This window comes from Streptomyces sp. NPDC006296 (genome assembly GCF_040613235.1).
GTDB lineage: Bacteria > Actinomycetota > Actinomycetes > Streptomycetales > Streptomycetaceae > Streptomyces.
On record NZ_JBEXRT010000045.1, the window covers coordinates 16,909 to 34,607 of the forward strand.

General features: G+C 74.3%; 17 protein-coding genes. 12 read left to right on the forward strand and 5 right to left on the reverse strand.

What is annotated here, in order from left to right; genetic code table 11:
- Positions 1-153 precede the first annotated feature (153 nt).
- The 3 genes from ABZ172_RS25485 to ABZ172_RS25495 all read right to left on the reverse strand — a co-directional run bounded on the left by ABZ172_RS25485 (position 154) and on the right by ABZ172_RS25495 (position 2,276).
- Entirely contained in the window at positions 154-765 is a 612-nt protein-coding gene (locus ABZ172_RS25485; RefSeq protein WP_356886819.1) for a hypothetical protein, read from the reverse strand.
- Positions 766-904: 139 nt separating this feature from the next.
- Entirely contained in the window at positions 905-1,729 is an 825-nt protein-coding gene (locus ABZ172_RS25490; RefSeq protein WP_356886821.1) for an MOSC N-terminal beta barrel domain-containing protein, read from the reverse strand.
- A gap of 46 nt (positions 1,730-1,775) precedes the next feature.
- A complete protein-coding gene (locus ABZ172_RS25495) occupies positions 1,776-2,276 on the reverse strand; it encodes a DUF6643 family protein (RefSeq protein WP_356886823.1) in 501 nt (166 codons plus the stop codon).
- Positions 2,277-2,540: 264 nt separating this feature from the next.
- On the opposite strand from ABZ172_RS25495, the gene ABZ172_RS25500 reads away from it, so the two are divergent.
- Complete coding sequence (locus ABZ172_RS25500; RefSeq protein WP_356886880.1) at positions 2,541-3,863, forward strand: TerD family protein; 1,323 nt, start codon at positions 2,541-2,543, stop codon at positions 3,861-3,863.
- A gap of 24 nt (positions 3,864-3,887) precedes the next feature.
- On the opposite strand, the gene ABZ172_RS25505 is transcribed toward ABZ172_RS25500, so the two are convergent.
- On the reverse strand, positions 3,888-5,069 hold the full coding sequence (locus ABZ172_RS25505) for a glycosyltransferase (RefSeq protein ID WP_356886825.1): 1,182 nt from the start codon (positions 5,067-5,069) through the stop codon (positions 3,888-3,890).
- A 58-nt stretch (positions 5,070-5,127) separates the two neighbouring features.
- Here ABZ172_RS25505 and ABZ172_RS25510 point away from each other — a divergent pair, with 58 nt between their 5' ends.
- From ABZ172_RS25510 to ABZ172_RS25560, 11 genes are all read left to right on the forward strand, one after another.
- Positions 5,128-5,919, forward strand: a complete 792-nt coding sequence (locus ABZ172_RS25510) for an aspartate/glutamate racemase family protein (RefSeq protein ID WP_356886827.1) — start codon at positions 5,128-5,130, stop codon at positions 5,917-5,919.
- Between the two features lie 69 nt (positions 5,920-5,988).
- Entirely contained in the window at positions 5,989-6,552 is a 564-nt protein-coding gene (locus tag ABZ172_RS25515; protein ID WP_356886828.1) for a hypothetical protein, read from the forward strand.
- A gap of 56 nt (positions 6,553-6,608) precedes the next feature.
- Entirely contained in the window at positions 6,609-8,246 is a 1,638-nt protein-coding gene (lnt, locus tag ABZ172_RS25520) for an apolipoprotein N-acyltransferase (protein ID WP_356886830.1), read from the forward strand.
- A gap of 9 nt (positions 8,247-8,255) precedes the next feature.
- Positions 8,256-8,735: an NUDIX domain-containing protein gene (locus tag ABZ172_RS25525; RefSeq protein WP_356886832.1), complete on the forward strand. Its 480-nt coding sequence runs from the start codon at positions 8,256-8,258 to the stop codon at positions 8,733-8,735.
- Between the two features lie 582 nt (positions 8,736-9,317).
- Positions 9,318-10,187: an STAS domain-containing protein gene (locus tag ABZ172_RS25530; protein ID WP_356886834.1), complete on the forward strand. Its 870-nt coding sequence runs from the start codon at positions 9,318-9,320 to the stop codon at positions 10,185-10,187.
- On the forward strand, positions 10,184-10,561 hold the full coding sequence (locus ABZ172_RS25535) for an STAS domain-containing protein (RefSeq protein WP_356886836.1): 378 nt from the start codon (positions 10,184-10,186) through the stop codon (positions 10,559-10,561). The genes ABZ172_RS25530 and ABZ172_RS25535 overlap by 4 nt, the downstream gene beginning before the upstream one ends.
- Positions 10,558-10,983 carry an anti-sigma regulatory factor gene (locus tag ABZ172_RS25540; RefSeq protein ID WP_356886838.1) on the forward strand — a complete coding sequence of 142 codons (426 nt, stop codon included), beginning with the start codon at positions 10,558-10,560 and terminating at the stop codon, positions 10,981-10,983. The genes ABZ172_RS25535 and ABZ172_RS25540 overlap by 4 nt, the downstream gene beginning before the upstream one ends.
- Positions 10,971-12,167 (forward strand): ATP-binding SpoIIE family protein phosphatase, encoded by a 1,197-nt coding sequence (locus ABZ172_RS25545; protein WP_356886840.1) that lies wholly within the window; start codon positions 10,971-10,973, stop codon positions 12,165-12,167. Before ABZ172_RS25540 ends, ABZ172_RS25545 begins: the two co-directional genes overlap by 13 nt.
- On the forward strand, positions 12,164-13,933 hold the full coding sequence (locus ABZ172_RS25550; RefSeq protein WP_356886842.1) for an ATP-binding protein: 1,770 nt from the start codon (positions 12,164-12,166) through the stop codon (positions 13,931-13,933). The genes ABZ172_RS25545 and ABZ172_RS25550 overlap by 4 nt, the downstream gene beginning before the upstream one ends.
- A complete protein-coding gene (locus ABZ172_RS25555) occupies positions 13,930-15,588 on the forward strand; it encodes a fused response regulator/phosphatase (protein ID WP_356886844.1) in 1,659 nt (552 codons plus the stop codon). Before ABZ172_RS25550 ends, ABZ172_RS25555 begins: the two co-directional genes overlap by 4 nt.
- A 68-nt stretch (positions 15,589-15,656) precedes the next feature.
- Positions 15,657-15,986 (forward strand): STAS domain-containing protein, encoded by a 330-nt coding sequence (locus ABZ172_RS25560; RefSeq protein ID WP_356886846.1) that lies wholly within the window; start codon positions 15,657-15,659, stop codon positions 15,984-15,986.
- A gap of 254 nt (positions 15,987-16,240) precedes the next feature.
- Here the strand turns inward: ABZ172_RS25560 and ABZ172_RS25565 are convergent, their stop codons facing one another.
- Positions 16,241-17,638 (reverse strand): MFS transporter, encoded by a 1,398-nt coding sequence (locus ABZ172_RS25565; protein ID WP_356886848.1) that lies wholly within the window; start codon positions 17,636-17,638, stop codon positions 16,241-16,243.
- Between the last annotated feature and the right edge of the window lie 61 nt (positions 17,639-17,699).

Below are 17,699 nucleotides of genomic sequence, written 5' to 3' on the forward strand. Positions count from 1 at the left end.
CGCGGGCGGCCGGTCCACCGGCAGCCCGCCGGCCCGCCGGCCGAGGAGTCGGGCGGGCCGGTCCACCGTAGCGCGCGTGGCGGGTGCGAGTTGACGGGTCCGCCACCGAAGACCCTCCTCAGCCGTGCGCGAGCGGGACCCGCGCCGCCCGCGTCAGCTGCCGGTGCCCGTTCTGCCCCAGTCGGGGCCGACTTCGGCCCAGGCGCGGTCGATCCGGGCGTACCGCTGCTGCCTCATGCGCCATACGACGATCCTGCGGGCGGCCTCCGTCGCGCCGACCGCGAGCAGGGCCGCGCCGATACCGGCGAGCACCGCGTGGGTGTGGGCGGTGGAGGTGTCCATCGGGCGCGTCACCGGCATGCCCCGCTGGTCCGTCCAGATCCGGATCAGGGTGCCCGGAGCGCTCTTCGAGGACGCCGTCCACACCGTGGCCGTCCGGGGCGTACCGTCCGGGGCGGCCCACCGGGCGAGCACCGACCTGCGCAGGGGCTCCTCGGTGACGGCCGAATCGGGATCCTGGGCGAAACGGGACGCGCCGGAGGCCGTGCGGACCACGACGGCCGCGGTGAGGTGCCGCTGCTTCTGCTGGGTCACGGCGCTCCGCCGGAACGCCTCGTCCGCGAGCGAACCGGTCGTCCAGCCGACGGCCGGCGCCGCGAGCAGCACCAGCAGCAGCGCGGCCAGCGCCACCCGGGCCTCGTGGCGGTCGGTGTCCCGGCACACCGGATTGCGGCGCCACCGCCGGATACCCAGAACCGCTCGCACTCCCCGTGCACCCCTCTTTCCTTTTCCCTCCGCGACCCGGCGGGGCCGTGAACCCCTCCCCGCGCGTCGTGCAGAGCATAATCACGCGGGCAACACCCTCCGGAACCGGCCGAGTTCCGGTAGCGCGTGGTCCGGGCGGTCAGCCGACGACGCGCACCGGGTCCCCGACCCGGACCGTCCCCGTGCCCTCCGGGACCAGGTTCTGGCCGAAGAGCAGGTGCCGCCCGTCCCGGCGGTGCCGGGCCAGGGTCCGCAGCGGCTCCTTGCCCCGTTGCGCCGTGCGCTGGTCGGTGGTCGTGACGACGCACCGTCCGCACGGCTTCACGACACGGAAGGCGACCTCCCCGATCGCGATCCGCCGCCAGCCGTCCTCGGCCCAGGGCGCGGTGCCGTCCACCACCACGTTCGGCCGGAACCGGTCCATCGGCAGCGGTCCCTCCTCCGGGTGGTCCCCCCGGGCCACCAGTGAGTTGAGCGCGTCCAGGGAGGCCCGTGCGGTGAGCAGCAGCGGGAAGCCGTCGGCCAGCGACACCGTCTCGCCGGGACGGCCGAACTCCGGGTCGACCGGCCTGCGGTGCGACGGCGCGTCGAGATGAACCAGCCGGACCTCCGCGCCGAGCCGCGCGCCGAGCCAGGCGTGCGCCTCCTCCGCCGCCACGGCCACCTCGACCTTGTCCCGGTGCAGCTCCGCCACGACCCTGCGGGCCGGATCGGGCACGTCCACGGCCAGGGACGGGCTCCCGGGCGCCGACAGGACCACTCCGCCGCCGGGCAGCACCTCGGCGGACAGCAGTGCCGTGCGGGGCCGCTGCCGCTGGGTCACCACCCGGTTCGCGGTGTCGATCAGCATCCAGCGGCGGTCGCCGCGGAGTCCCCAGGGCTCGACGACGGCCTCGTCGGCCGTGCGGGCGGCCAGCGACTTCACCGGATGGATGTGCACGGCGCCGAGTACGGGAGGAGGCATGGCGTCATCCTGCCAGCCCCCGCCGGGCGGTGCCGGACGGCGGGGGTCAGTACCCCCGGCTCTGGTACGGCCGGCTGTACGGGTCCTCGTACGGCGACTGCGCGGGGGTCGGCGCCGGCCGCGGGGACGCGGGGCGCATCGCCTCGTACCCCGTGCCGGGCCGCTGCGGCTGCCGCTGAGGCTGCTGCTGCGGGTAGCCGCGCGAGGCCGAGGGCTGCTGCGGGATGTACGGCGCCGGGGTCTGGTGCAGGTGTGCGGGCTGCATCATCGGCGACTGCTGCATCCCGGCGCTCTGGTACTGCGGCTGCGCCGCCTGCTGCGGGTAGCCGTAGGAGCCGGACTGCTGCGAGGGGCCGGCCGGCAGCGCGGGGAGCGCCGACGGCAGCGCCGGCAGGTAGCTGTTCCCGGTGTCGTAGGCGGCCGGGACCCGGATCGGTGCGATCTGAGGGGTCCCCCGCTCGGCTACCAGGGAGTCGTATATCGGGGTGTCGGGGAACGACGGCGTGGCGTAGTAGCCGCTGCCGTAGGTGGAGCGGGGGGAGGTCATGACACCTAAGTTAAGCCCACGACGCGCCGGTTGGGGAGCCCCGATCGTATGGTTATCCGATTTATGCTGCTTCTGGTCATCCGCCCGGCCGCGACAGCGCCGAAGCTTCCGTGCACGGCGTGTGCCGCCCCGCTGAAGTCCCGGTGGCCGAAAGACGCGGTGCCCCGGGTCCGGGGGTGCCGGAACCCGGACAACGGCACGGTGGGCCCGGCCGCGCGGCGGAGGTTAGGTTTGCGGGAGACTCTCCGGGATGCCGGATTCGTGATGGGGGCGGACATGACCATGCACAAGGGAAGCAACATCGTGGTGCCGGCTCGGGCCGTGCGGGTCGAACTCGGCTGGCACACCTCTCCCGGCACCCCCGACGTGGACGCCTCCGCGCTCCTCCTCGTCGAGGGAAAGGTGCGCAGCGACGCCGACTTCGTCTTCTACAACCAGCCGGCGCACGCGTCCGGCGCGGTGCGCCACGAGGGCAAGCGGACGGCCGGGGGGACCGTCACGGACAGCCTCGCGGTCGATCTCGCGCGGGTCGAGCCGGCGATCGACCGCGTGGTCGTCGCGGCATCGGCGGACGGCGGCGCCTTCGGACGCGTCACCGGGCTGCACGTGCGGATCGTCGACGGGGCGAACGGCTCCGAGATCGCCCGCTTCGACACCGCCGACGCCACCGTCGAGACCGCGTTCATCCTCGGGGAGCTCTACCGGCGCCAGGGGGCCTGGAAGTTCAGGGCCGTCGGACAGGGGTACGACACCGGACTCGCCGGACTCGCCACGGACTTCGGGATCTCGGTGGACGAACCGCAGAAGGCTCCCCGGCCGCCCGCGCCCGCTCCTGCGGCCCCGGCGCCCTCGCCCCGGTCCGCGCCGGCATCCCCGGCGGCGCCCTCGTCGCCGGCCGCACCGCAGCACGTCCCCGCACCCCCCGCCGCACCCCCCGCCGCGCAGCCCGTGCGGCTGACCAAGGTCACGCTGACGAAGGACGCCCCCTCGGTGTCGCTGGCCAAGCAGGGCGCCACCTCCGGAGCGCTGCGCGTCAACCTCAACTGGGAGGTGCGCAAGCAGTTCAAGGGCTGGGGCGCGAAGCTCGGCAGGGCCACCGCCGTGCACGCGGACCTGGACCTCGACCTCTGCGCGCTGTACGAGCTCACCGACGGGCGCAAGGGCGTCGTCCAGGCTCTCGGCAACGCCTTCGGCTCGCTCCGGCTGCCCCCGTACATCCACCTCGACGGGGACGACCGCACCGGAGCGGTGTCCACGGGCGAGAACCTCACGGTCAACCTCGACCACAAGGACCGGCTGCGCCGTGTGCTGATCTTCGTCACCATCTACGAGGGCGCCCGGAGCTTCGCCGATCTGCACGCCACGGTCACCCTCCAGCCGCAGAACGGCGCACCGGTCGACTTCTCCCTCGACGAGTGCACCGTCCCGTCCACCGTCTGCGCCCTCGCCCTGATCACCAACGACGGGCGGGACCTCACGGTGCAGCGCGAGGCCCGCTACCTCGTCCCCGAGCGCGGGGTCAGCCCCCAGCGGACCATCGACGCGGCCTACGGCTGGGGCATGAACTGGACCCCCGGCCGCAAATGACGTCCGGCCCCGCGCCGGCCGGGCTCAGGACTCCGGCGCGGTCTCGGGACGGGCGTACGTGCGCCCCTTCCAGGCCGCGCCGCGCCCCCGGTGGTGGCGCACCGCCGAGTCCACGGTCATCAGGAGGTAGAGGACGGCGGTGAAGGGCAGCAGCGGTGCCAGCCACAGCGACTGCCGGTAGTACCCGAGCATCGGCATGTAGGTGCCCGCCATCACGGCCCAGGCCGCCCCGCCCGCCACCGCCGCCACCGGATCGTCCGTCAGCACACCGGCGGCCAGCGTGACGGGCGGCGCGACGTAGACCAGGCCCAGGCCCAGCACCGCACCCGCCAGCAGCCAGGGACTGTGCCGCAGCTGCGCGTACGCGCTCCGCGCGACCATCTGCCACAGGTCCGCCAGCCGCGGATAGGGCCGCACGCTGTCCACCCGGTCCGCGAGCCCCAGCCAGATGCGGCCCCCGCTGCGCCGGACCGCGCGCGCCAGCGACACGTCGTCGATCACCGCCTGGCGGATGGACTCCGGGACACCCGCCCGCTCCGCCGCCCCGGCACGCAGCAGGACACAGCCGCCCGCCGCCGCGGCGGTCCGCGAGCCCGCCCCGTTCACCCGCCGGAAGGGATAGAGCTGGCCGAAGAAGTACACGAACGCCGGCACGACCAGCCGCTCCCAGGTGCTCGTCACCCGCAGCCGCGCCATCTGCGACACCAGTTCGAAACCGTCCGCGCCCTCGGTCCCGGCCGCGCTGACGAGTTCCCGCAGGCTGTCCGGCTCATGGGCGATGTCGGCGTCCGTCAGCAGCAGGAACTCGGGCTTCCGCCGCCGTGCCAGCGCCATCCCGTGCCGCAGCGCCCAGAGCTTTCCCGTCCACCCGGGCTCCGGTTCGCCCGTCGTGACCACCGTCAGCGGAAGCCCTCCGAACCGCTCGGACAGCTCACGCGCCAGCCCGCCCGTGCCGTCGGCGCTGCAGTCGTCGACCAGGATGATCTCCGCCTCACCCGGATAGTCCTGGGCGAGCAGCGACGGCAGGCTGACCGGCAGCACCTCGGCCTCGTCCCGCGCGGGAACGACCACCGCGACCGAGGGCCAGCGCTCCGGGTACCCGCGCAGCGGGAGGCGCTGGTCCGTCCGCCAGAAGAACCCCTGGCCCAGCAACAGCCACACCCACGCGATCAGTGAACCCACGGCGATCCAGGCAACGGCGCTCATCCGTCGAAGTGTGCCCCACTCCGGCGGCGCCGCAAGGGCTGTCGACTATGGTGACCGGGTGAAGATCGCACTCATGGACTCGGGAATCGGCCTGCTCGCGGCAGCGGCCGCGGTACGCCGACTGCGGCCGGACGCCGATCTCGTGCTGTCCTCGGACCCCGGCTCGATGCCCTGGGGACCGCGCACCCCCGAGGACGTGACCGGCCGGGCGCTCGCCGTCGCCCGGGCCGCCGCCACCCACCGGCCGGACGCCCTGATCGTCGCCTGCAACACCGCCTCCGTGCACGCGCTCCCCACCCTCCGGGCCGTGCTGGAGCCCGGCCTCCCGGTCGTCGGCACGGTGCCCGCGATCAAGCCGGCCGCCGCCGGCGGCGGCCCGTTCGCGATCTGGGCCACCCCGGCGACCACCGGGAGCCCCTACCAGCGCGGGCTGATCCGCGACTTCGCGCGGGCCGCGGACGTCACCGAGGTGCCCTGCCCCGGCCTCGCCGACGCCGTCGAGCACGCCGACGAGCCGGCGATCGACCGCGCGGTGGCCGCCGCCGCGGCCCTCACCCCGGCCCAGGTCACCGACGTCGTCCTCGGCTGCACCCACTACGAGCTCGTCGCCGAGCGCATCCGCGCCGCGGTCGAGCGCGGCCGGCCCGGCCGGGCGCCGCTCGCCCTGCACGGCTCCGCCGACGCGGTGGCCGCGCAGGCGCTGCGCCGGATCGGAGCGGTTCCCGCTCCGTCGGCCGAACCGACCGGCACCCTCACGGTCCTCCTCGCCGGAGAGACCGCCGAGCTCCCCGGACCCGCTCTGGCCTACGCCGAGGGGCTCCTGCTCAAGGCCGTCAGCCCCGCGCTCTGACCCGTACGGGCGCCCCGCCGGGCCGCGTGACCCGTCCCCGCCCCGCGGAACGTGGGTACGCTGCGGGGCATGACGGACCACCCCCGTAACGCACGGCACGGTTCGAGCCAGGCACCGGACACGGTCTGGACGGGACGGGCCACCAACCGCTTCCAGTGGCTGCTCGCGGCCGTGGGGGCGGCGTGCCTGGCGCTCGGTGTCGTCCTGGCCGTCGGCTCGGCGTGGGGCGGCGGGTCCGTACCGCTGCTCATGTCCGTCATCGGCTGTGTCGCCGCCGGACTCCTGATCCTCTTCGGGACCCTGGCCTTCGTGCACGTGGCCGTCCGGGTCGACGGCGACGCCCTGGAGGTCCGCTGCGGCTACGCCGGGCTCCCCAGACGCCGGATCCTGCTCACGCACGTGGTGGGCGCGGAGTTCGTCCCCCGGGTCACCCCGCGCCAGTGGGGCGGCTGGGGCTACCGCTGGCGGCCCGAACAGGGCACGGCCGTCGTCGTGCGCCGCGGGGAGGCCCTGGTGCTCCGGCTGGGGGACGGCAGGACCTTCACCGTCACGGTGGACGACGCCGAGACCGCCGTACGCTTCATCCGCGACCGGCTGCACCTCACGGCCACCGGCAGGGCGCCGGCCCCCTGAGGCGGAGGGCCGGAGCGGCCGCCGCCCGCACAGCGGACCGCCGTACACTCCAGCAGGTGAGCGCCACCATCAGCCCCGTCGAACCCCCGCCCGCCTCCGCCCCCGCCTCCCGCCGGGGCGGCCCGTGGCCGCGGCTCGCCCGGCCGGCCGCAGCCGTCCTGTCCGGTGCGCTGCTCTACGCGAGCTTCCCGCCCCGCCCCCTGTGGTGGCTGGTGCTGCCGGGCTTCGCCCTGCTGGGCTGGGTCCTCTCGGCGCGCAGGATCCGCGCGGCGCTGGGCCTCGGACTCCTCGCGGGCCTCGGGTTCATGCTGCCGCTGCTGCACTGGACGGGGGAGGAGGTCGGGCCCGTTCCCTGGCTGGCGCTCGCGCTCGCCGAAGCGGTGTTCATCGCCGTCGGCTGCGCCGGTGTCGCCGCCGTCTCCCGGCTCCCGTACTGGCCGGTGTGGGCGGCGGCCGTCTGGACCCTCGATGAGGCCCTGCGCGCCCGCGTGCCCTTCGGCGGGTTCCCCTGGGGCAGGATCGCCTTCGGCCAGGCCGACAGCGCGTTCCTGCCGCTGGCCGCCCTCGGCGGTACCCCGCTGCTCTCGTTCGCCGTCGTGCTGTGCGGCTTCGGTCTCCTGGAGGTCCTTCGGCAGATCCGCCGGTACCGCGCGACGGGCGGCGTGCCGCGCTCCGCCGTCGTCGCGGCGGCCGTCGCCGTGGCGGCCCCGGTCGTCGCCGCGCTGGCCGCCCTGCCGCTGGTCGACGACTCGCCGGAGGACGGCACCGCCACGGTCGCCGCCGTCCAGGGCAACGTGCCGCGCCTGGGCCTCGACTTCAACTCCCAGCGCCGGGCCGTCCTGGACAACCACGCGAACCGGACGGAGCAGCTCGCCCGGGACGTGCGGGCCGGCAAGGTGCCCCGGCCCGACTTCGTCCTGTGGCCGGAGAACTCCTCGGACCTCGACCCGTACCGCAACCCCGACGCCCGTGAGGTCATCGACCGGGCCGTGCGTGCCATCGGGGCCCCCACCGTCATCGGCGCCGTCCTGACCCCCGACACCGGGCCGCTGCGCAACACGCTCATCGAGTGGGACCCGGAGAAGGGCCCCGAGGAGACCTACGACAAGCGGCACATCCAGCCGTTCGGCGAGTACATGCCGATGCGGTCGGTCGCACGGATCTTCAGCAAGGACGTCGACCGGGTGCAGCGCGACTTCGGCCCGGGCCGAAAGGTCGGCGTGTTCGATCTGGCGGGCACCCAGGTCGGGTTCGTGACCTGCTACGAGGCCGCCTTCGACGACGCCGTGCGCGACACCGTCCTGCACGGCGGACAGCTGATCGCCGTACCGAGCAACAACGCGACCTTCGGGCGCAGCGAGATGACCTACCAGCAGCTGGCCATGAGCCGGGTGCGGGCGGTCGAGCACGGACGTTCCGTCGTCGTGCCCGTCACCAGCGGGGTCAGCGCGGTGATCCGGCCGGACGGGACGATCGTGCGGCAGACGAAGATGTTCACCCCGGACGCGCTGGTCGACGAGGTGCCGCTGCGCTCCTCGCTCACACCCGCCACCCGGATGGGAGCCCTGCCGGAAGGCGTCCTGGCGCTGCTCGCCGTCGGCGGGCTCGGCCTGGCCGCCGCCCGTTCGCTGCGGGCGAGGAACGCCCGCCGGGCCGCCGAAGCCGGTTCCGGGGACGTCCGGGCCGCCGCGTAGGCTCCTCGCATGGCTACTCCTGACTTCATCCGCGAGATCCGGGCCACCGCCGGACACCAGCTGCTCCTCCTGCCGGGCGTCACCGCGGTCGTCTTCGACGACGAGGGCAGGGTGCTGCTGGGCCGCCGCGCGGACACCGGCGCGTGGTCGGTCATCGGGGGCATCGGGGAGCCGGGCGAGGAGCCTGCTCTGACGGCGGAGCGCGAGGTCTACGAGGAGACGGCCGTCCGCTGTGTGGCCGAGCGGGTCGTGCTGACCCAGGCGCTCAAGCCGGTGGAGTACGCCAACGGGGACCGCTGCCAGTACGTCGACATCACCTTCCGCTGCCGGGCCACCGGCGGCGAGGCGCGGGTGAACGACGACGAGTCGCTGGAGGTCGCGTGGTTCGACACCGACGCCCTGCCGCCGCTCAGCGAGTTCTCCCTCTTCCGTATCAAGCAGTCCCTCACCGACGGCCCCACCTGGTTCGCGCGCACGCCGGAGGCCTGATCCCCGGGGCGGCGGCCCGGCGGACACCGGCGGTGCGGTGAGCGGTGCCCCGATGACCTCCCCAGGTCCGTGGGACGACCGCTTCCCGTCCTTGCCGGTCCTCCGGGGGCTCACGCGTCCCGTACGACCGAGGCACCGTCTCACCCGGAACGGCCGTCCTAAACCTCTCAGCCGAAGTTGACCGGAATCCGGCCCCTGGCGCGACGGTCCCTGACGCGACGGCCGGGGCGTCCGGGCGGAGCACCGCGGTGCCCGGCGCGGACCCGCGACCCCGCGCGCGGTGAGAATCCCGTCGCGCACAGGAGTGAAGTACCGGTGAAAGGGCACCCGGTGGTCATGCTTGCCGTCCTGATCGTCCTCCTCCTCGGCCTCGTCCTGCTCTGTGCCGGGTTCGCACTCGAGGAGCTGTGAGCCGGCGCGTCCCCCGCAGCCGGTCGCGCGCGGCCCCGGCCGGCGGCGGGCCCAAGCGGTGCCCGCACGGCCTGCCCACCCCTGTCGGAGCGGTGGCCGTCGGGGCAGGTGGGAGCCCCTCAGGGGCGCCCAGGGCATGGCATACGCTGCGCAGGACCGGTAAGGACGGGTATGAGAGAAGGAGTCACTTCGGTGGCAGAGCACGCGACATCGACCCGCCTGGTGGAACTGCTGACGCAGCAGCGTGAAGCGCTCGGCACCGCATGGCTGGAGAGCGTCTCGCGCACCCTCCGGGGCCGGATCTCCGTGGCGGAGCTGGACCGTGAGCTGCGGGAGCTGTACTCCGCGCTGGTGGAAGGACTGCGGGCGGGCGGATTCGACTGGCAGGGCGACGCCTACGCCGAGGTCCGTGCCCTCCTCGGCGAGCTGTCCCGCAACCGCGCGCGGCAGGGGTTCACACCGACCGAGACCGCGATCAGCGTCCTCGCCTGCAAGGAGGTCCTCGAACCCACGACGGAGACCCCGGCCGAGGACATCCACGCCTACCTCCGGCTGAGCCGCCTCATGGACGCGCTCGGCCTGTTCACGCTGGAGGTCTACGCGAAGACCCGCGAGGAGATCATCAGCGCCCAGTCCGAGCAGCTCATGGAGCTCTCCACCCCGGTGGTCAAACTGTGGGAGGGCGTGGTCGCCGTGCCGCTGGTCGGCACCCTCGACTCGGCACGCACCCAGGTGGTGATGGAGAAGCTCCTCCAGACCCTGGTGGACACCGGGTCCGACCAGGCGATCATCGACATCACCGGGGTCCCCGCCGTCGACACCGAGGTGGCCCAGCACCTGCTCAAGACGGTCGTCGCCGCCCGGCTGATGGGCGCGGAGTGCACCATCTCCGGCATCCGGCCCCAGATCGCCCAGACGATCGTGGCGCTCGGCATCCAGTTCGGCGACATCGTCACCAAGGCGACGCTCGCCGACGCGCTCAAGCACGCCCTGCGGCGCAACAGCGTCGAACCGGGCCGGGCGGCCGGAGCCGGAGCGTGACCGAGCGAGTCCCCGTGCTGCGGATCGGTGAGGTCCTGCTGGTCTCCCTCCAGGTCGGCCTGGAGGACCGGACCGTCCTGGACCTCCAGGACGACCTCGCGGCGCGGATCGTGGAGACCGGGGCCACCGGCGTCGTCATCGACATCACCGCGGTCGAGATCGTCGACTCGTTCGTCGGCCGCATGCTCGCGACGACGGCCTCCCTCTCCCGGGTACTGGGCGCCGGGACCGTCGTGGTCGGCATGCGGCCCGCCGTCGCCATCACCCTCGTCGAACTGGGTCTCTCGCTCGGCGGTGTCCGCACGGCTCTCACCCTGGAGAAGGGCCTCGCCCTGCTGGCCGGGCCGGTCAGCCGCTCCGCGGCCCCTTCATGAGCGGGTACCGGCCCGTGCTCGACGCCCACCACGAGACGATCACCATCGACGCGAACGACGACGTGGTACGGGCCCGCCAGCTGGTGCGCACCCTCGCCCAGCGCTGCAAGCTCTCCCTGGTCGACCAGACCAAGCTGGTCACCGCGGCGAGCGAACTCGCGCGCAACACCCTGGTGCACGGAGGCGGAGGCGTCATGCGCACCGGGCTCGTCCGGGAGGACGACCGGGTCGGCGTCACGGCCGTCTTCGAGGACAACGGCCCCGGCATCCCGGACGTGGAGCTGGCGCTCACCGACGGCTGGACGTCCGGCGGGGGACTCGGCCTGGGCCTCAGCGGAGCACGCAGACTGGTGGACGCCTTCTCCCTCGACACCGAGGCCGGCCGCGGCACACAGGTTGCGGTGACCAAATGGGCCCGCTGACCCTCCCCCTGCTGGAGACCGAGGACATCGCCTGGTTCCGTGACGACGAGTCGCTGCCCGCCTCCGCGAGGAGAGCCGCCACCGCGCTCGCCGCACGTCTCGGATTCGGCGAGCAGCGCTGCGCCGAGGTCGCGCTCGCCGTCAGCGAGGCCGCCACCAATCTGCGCAAACACGCCGTCGAGGGCGCGCTGCTGCTCCGGATCGTCCGCACGGAACACGACGCCGGGCTCGAATTCGTCACGACGGACGAGGGCCCCGGCATGGCCGACGTCGCCGCGTGCCTGGTGGACGGCTCGTCCTCGGCCGGCACGCTGGGGATCGGCCTGGGGGCGATCCTCCGCCTCGCCGACACCTTCGACGTGCACTCGCTGCCGGGCCGGGGCACGGCCCTGTCCGCCCGGTTCTGGACGAAGGACGCGGCCGGACGCTCCGCCGCGCTGGGGGAGCCGGTCGTCGCCGGACTCACCCGGCCCCTCACCGGCGAGACCGTGTGCGGGGACGTCTGGGCCGCACGCACCGTCGGCGGCGGGCACGGACCGGCGGACGGCCGGACCGAGACGACACAGGAGTCCGCGGCGCAGCCGCTCGGATGGGCCGCGCTGACCGGATTCCGCCCCGAGCCGGACCGCGACCGCCGGGTGCGGACCGCCCCGGCACCGCTCGACGGGGACCGCGATCCCGCTCTGCTGCTGATGTTCTGCGACGGACTCGGCCACGGCCCCCTCGCGCACCGTGCCGCCCAGGCCGCCGTGACGGCGTTCCGCCTCAGCCGGGCGGAGGAGCCCGAAGGCCTGCTCACCGACATCCACCGGGCCCTGCGCGGCGGACGCGGCGGAGCGGTCGCCGTGGTGCGCGTCGAACCGCTGACGAGGAGTCTGCTCTTCTGCGGCGTGGGCAACGTGAGCACGTTCGTCGTCGACCGGGACACCCGCAGGCGGCGTTCCCTCCCCTCGGCGCCCGGGATCGTCGGCCACCAGCTGCCGCGGCTCCGCGCCGTACGCCAGGAACTCCCGCGCCAGGGAGGGGTGGTCATGCACTCCGACGGGCTCACCGGACGCTGGCAGCCGGCCGACCTGCCCGGTTTCCTGGAGCACTCCCCGCTGATGGCCGCCGCCCAACTGCTCCGCGAGGCCGGGATCCGCCGTGACGACGCGGGCGTCGCCGTGCTGAAAGGGAACTGGTGACCCCGACCGCGCCGGACGGCATCGTCCACCTGGCCACGATCGCCCTCGCCACCGAACAGGACGTCCGCACCCTGCGCCGCGGCGCCGAGGCGGCCGCCGCGGCCCTGGGCGCCGAGGGGCCTGACCGCACACGCCTGGCGACCGCGCTGGGCGGGCTCGGCCCCGCGCTCCCCGGCTCCCTCGACCTGCGGGTGGCGCTGAGCACGGTCCAGGGACCGTGCCCCGTGCTGCGGGCCGCTCTCCTGTGGGCGGACGGCCCCGGCCCCGACGAGGGCTTCGTGCAGGCCGCCTCCGGCCTGGTCCGGGTGCACCACGAGGACGGCAGCCGCACGCTGCTGATGGAGCAGCGGCTCACGGCGGAGGCGCAGAGCGCCGAACGCGTCCAGCGGGCCCGGGACCTCCTCGTGCGGCACATCGGCGGCCACGTGATCGAGGACGACCGTGCCCGGACCGTCGATCTGATCGCCGCACTGGAGGAGTCCCGGGCGCAGCGCGAGGAGCTCCACCGCCTCAACGAGGAGCTGGAGGCCACGAACCGGGGCGTGGTGGCCCTCTACACCCAGCTGTCCGAGGAACTGGAGGAGACCAACCGGGGGGTCGTCGCCCTCTACGCCGAACTCGACGAGAAGTCCCACCAGCTGAGGCGGGCCAGCGAGGCGAAGACACGGTTCTGGGCGCACGTGAGCCACGAACTGCGCACCCCGGTGAACTCCGTGGTGGGCCTCGCCCGGCTGCTGCTCGACGCCGGCTCCGGAGGGCTCGACGAGGAACAGCGCCGGCAGGTGTCCCTCATCTCCGCCTCCGGGGCCACCCTGCTCGCGCTCGTGGACGAGCTCCTGGACGTCGCGAAGGCCGAGTCCGGCCGGCTCGAACCGCACCCGTCCGCGGTCGACCTCCGGGCGCTCCTCGGGCAGCTGCGCGGCACTCTGAAGGGGTACGGAACCCGGGGAGAGGTGGACCTCTCGGTGGCCACCTCCGGCCTCCCGCTCGTCACCGACGAGGTGATGCTCACCCGGATCCTGCGCAACCTCCTGTCCAACGCGCTCAAGTTCACCGAGCGGGGCACCGTGCGCCTCGACGTCGCGGCCGACGGCGGACCCGGGGACGAGCAGGTGGTCTTCACGGTGACCGACACGGGAGTCGGGATCCCCGAGGAGGAACAGCAGCAGATCTTCGAGGAGTTCTACCAGGTGCGCGGCCCGCACCAGCGCGGACGGCCGGGAACGGGCCTGGGCCTGCCCTACGCGCGGCGGCTCACCGAACTCCTCGGCGGAACCCTGACCCTCACCAGCCGGCCGGGCGCGGGCACCCGGGTCGTCGTGCGGCTGCCCGCCGGAACCACCGCAGCGCCCGGCGGCGAGCGGCCCCCGGCCCTCGCACGGCTGGTCACCGTGGACGACGACGCGGCGTTCCGCAGCACCGTCCGCCCCGTCCTGGCCCGACTGGCGCAGCAGGTGTCCGAGGTCGGCGAGGGCGCACGCGCGATCGACACCGTACGCACCGAGCGGCCCGACGCGGTGCTGCTCGACCTGCACATGCCGGACGTGGACGGCTACCAGGTCCTGGCCGGACTCGCCGACGACCCCGAACTGCGCGGCACGCCGGTCGTGGTCGTCACCTCCGCGCCGGTCGCCTCGCTGGACAGCGCGAGGCTGACGCACGCCCGCGCCGTCCTGGACAAGTCCACGCTCGACCTCGCCCGGCTCCTCGCCGTCCTCGAGGACCTCGACCGCCCCCGCACCGCAGGAGAGGACACCGGCCGGTGAGTCCCCACACGCACCCGGACAGCGCCGTCGCGACGGTTCTGGTGCTCGACGACAACGACACGAAGCGCTACATCGTGGGCAGCTGGCTGCGGCGCGCCGGGCACACGGTGGTGGAGGCCGCCGACGGGGCCGAGGGGCTCGCCCTGCTGGCCGGAGCCAGTGACGCGGACCTGCCGGAACTGGCCGTCGTGGACGTCCGGCTGCCGGACATGAGCGGGTTCGAGGTGTGCGAGCAGATCAAGGCGGCCCCCCGCACCGCCTCCCTCCCCGTCATCCACGTCTCCGCGACGGCGGTCGAGGTGAGCGACCGCGCCCAGGGGCTGCACCGAGGCGCCGACGCCTACCTGACCGAGCCGATCGACCCGGACGAGCTGCTGGCCACGGTCACGGCGGCGCTGCGCTACGCCCGGGCCCGCCGGCGCGCCGAGCGGCTCGTCACCCGGGTGGCCGCCCTGAACAGCAGCACCCTCGCCGTGTACGGCGCCGAGGAGGGCGAGGCGTTCACCACCGCCGCCGCCACGGGGGCGGCCGCCCTGATGTCCTCACCCGCCGTCGCCGTCGCCCTGAGCCCCGACAGCAGCACCCTCCTCCTCGCCGCCGCTCGGCCGGGCCGCCCCGGGACCGCGAGCGCCCCGGACGGGCCCGCCCCCTCCGCCTGGCAGGCGGACCCGCGCCTCCTGGACCTCCTCGCAGAGACGGCCCTCGGGGACGGCATCGGCACCGAGACGGTGCTGCTCCCGGGCGAGCGGTGGAAGGAGCTCGTCGCCCGGGACCCGTCCGGCCGGGCCGACGTGTTCCCCGGCCGGGTGGGCCTGATCCTCGCCCGGACGAAGCAGGGGCGCCCGCCGGTCGCCCTCGCGGTGGACGCCACGACGCTCGCGGGGGTCGACGACGGGGAGCTCCTGTCCCAGCTGGCCCAGGCGTGCGCGCTGGCCCTGGAGGCCCTGCACAGCCAGAGCGAGGAGCACGCCCTCGTGCTCACCCTCCAGCGCACGTTCCTGCCGGACCGGCTCCCGCGGGTGCCGGGGGTGGACATGGCCGTACGGTACGAGCCGGCGGCCGACCACACCGAGATCGGCGGCGACTTCTACGAGGTGCTGGAGACGCCCGACGGTCTGCTGCTGGCCATCGGCGACGTGGCCGGGCACTCCCTCCAGGCCGCCGTGGTGATGGGCGAGGTGCGCCACGCGCTGCGGGCGTACGCCATCGAGGGACACGACCCCCGGACCCTGCTGGACCGGCTCGACGCACTGCTGGTGCGGCTGCGCCCCGCCATCACCGTCACCGTCTGCCTCGTCCTGGTCGAGCCCGGCGGCCGGCGGATCCACGTCGCCAACGCCGGGCACATACCTCCCCTGCTCAGAGGCACCGACGGCGCCACGCGCTACCTGACGGAGCACGGTCCGCTGCTCGGGCTCCAGCTGCCGCACCCGCCCGCCACGACGCACGACGTGCCGGAGGGCTCCACCCTCCTGCTGCTGACGGACGGACTCGTCGAGGTCCCGGGGGAGGACATCGACGACAGCATGGCGGCGCTGAGCGACACGCTCCGCGGCGCGCCGCAGGAACTGGAGGAGCTGTGCGACCTCCTGCTCGACACCTTCGGAAAGGGAAAGACCGATGACATCGCACTGCTGGCGGCACGGCTGCTCTGACGGCCGGCACGTCCCGCCCCGCGTCCACCGCACCCGGGACACCCGCGCCGTCCGACGGGGCGTCGACGGTGCCTGACCAGGCGCTGGTCCTCACCACCGAGCGCGGGCCCGCGGGCACCACCGTCCTGCGGCTCACCGGCACCCTCGACCACCTCACCGCCGACCGCTTCCGGCGGGCCGTCGAGGAGCTCCCCCTGGGCGCGGGCCCGCCGCTCGTCCTGGACCTGTCCCGACTGGTGTTCTGCGACTCGGTGGGCCTCACGGTGCTCGTCCTCGCCCACCGCAGGGCCGAGGCGGCGCGTACGTCCGTCCTGCTGGTGGGGGTCGGCAAGGAACTCCGCCACCTCTTCGAGCTCACCGGCGTCGACCGGGTCCTGACACCGGCGCGCGAACCCTGACCCGGGCCGGAGCAGGGCGTCCGGCCGGCGCGGCACCGGGTGCCGACGCGCGGCCGGTGCACCGGGGCAGGGCCGTGGAGACGGGCCCGGCGCCACCCGGCCGCGGAGACCGTCCTGCCCGGCCGCGGAGACCGTCCTGCCCGGCCGCGGAGACCGTCCGGCCCCGGCCCGGGACCGGACAGCCCGCGGGGGCCCGTCCCCGGCCCGCGGAGCTGCGGGACGGGAACGGGCCCCCGCAGGCCCGGGACGCGGGGTCAGCTGCTCCGCACGTCGGCGGGGCGCCCCGTGCCGTCCCCGGCCCGCGCGCCCTCCTCGGGACCGATGTCCGCGAGGTCGCGGCTCCTGGTCTCCTTCGCGCAGACGACCGCCAGCACGGTGAGCAGCGAGGCGGCGATGACGTACAGCGAGATCGGCGTCGAGCTGCCGAAGTCGGCGAGCAGCGCGGTGGCGATGAGCGGCGCCGGGGCGCCCGCGGCGACCGAGGAGAACTGGGCGCCGATCGACGCCCCCGAGTAGCGCATCCGGGTCGCGAACATCTCGGCGAAGAAGGCCGCCTGCGGCGCGTACATGGCTCCGTGGAAGATCAGCCCCACCGTGACGGCGAGCAGCAGGCTCCCGAAGCTCCTGCTGTCGATCAGCGCGAAGAACGGGAACATCCACAGCGCCACGCCGACGGCTCCGACCAGGTAGACGGGCCTGCGCCCGATCCGGTCGGACAGCGCGCCCCACAGCGGGATCACGCCGAAGTGCACGGCGGACGCGATGAGTACGGCGTTCAGAGCCGTCTGCTTGCTCAGGTCCGCCGAGGTCGTCGCGTACACCAGGATGAACGCGGTGATCACGTAGTAGCTGATGTTCTCGGCCATCCGGGCGCCCATGGCGATCAGGACGTCGCGCCAGTGGTGCCGCAACACGGCGACCAGCGGCATCTTCTCGGCCGGTGCGGCCGCCGCCTTGCGCTCCGCGGCCTGGGCCAGGGCCGCCTTGAAGACGGGCGACTCGTCGACGGAGAGACGGATCCACAGCCCGAGGAGCACGAGCACACCGGAGAGCAGGAAGGGAATCCGCCAGCCCCACGACTCGAACGCGGACTCGGACAGGACGGCGGTGAGGACGGAGAGCACCGCGGTGGCGAGCAACTGCCCGGCGGGCGCACCCGTCTGGGGCCAGGACGCCCAGAACCCGCGCCGCTTCGCGTCGCCGTGCTCCGACACGAGCAGCACCGCGCCGCCCCACTCGCCGCCGAGGGCGAAGCCCTGCACCAGGCGCAGCACGGTGAGCAGGACGGGTGCGGCGGAACCGATGGTGGCGTGCGTGGGCAGCAGCCCGATGGCGAAGGTCGCCCCTCCCATCATCAGCAGGCTGAGCACCAGCAGCTTCTTGCGCCCCAGCCGGTCTCCGTAGTGCCCGAACACCAGGGCCCCGATCGGGCGTGCGGCGAAGCCCACGGCGTAGGTGAGGAAGGAGAGGAGGGTTCCGACGAGCGGGTCGGAGTCCGGGAAGAAGAGCTTGTTGAAGACCAGTGCGGCAGCGGAGCCGTAGAGGAAGAAGTCGTACCACTCCACCGTGGTCCCGACGAGGCTCGCCGCGACGATGCGGCGGAGGTTCGACGGGGGTGACGAGGGCGGGGGAGCGGATGCTGGGGCGGCCATGGGTACCACTTCCGGACAGTTGGCGGGGACGTTTCCGTGTCGCCATACCGTAGGAAGGCCC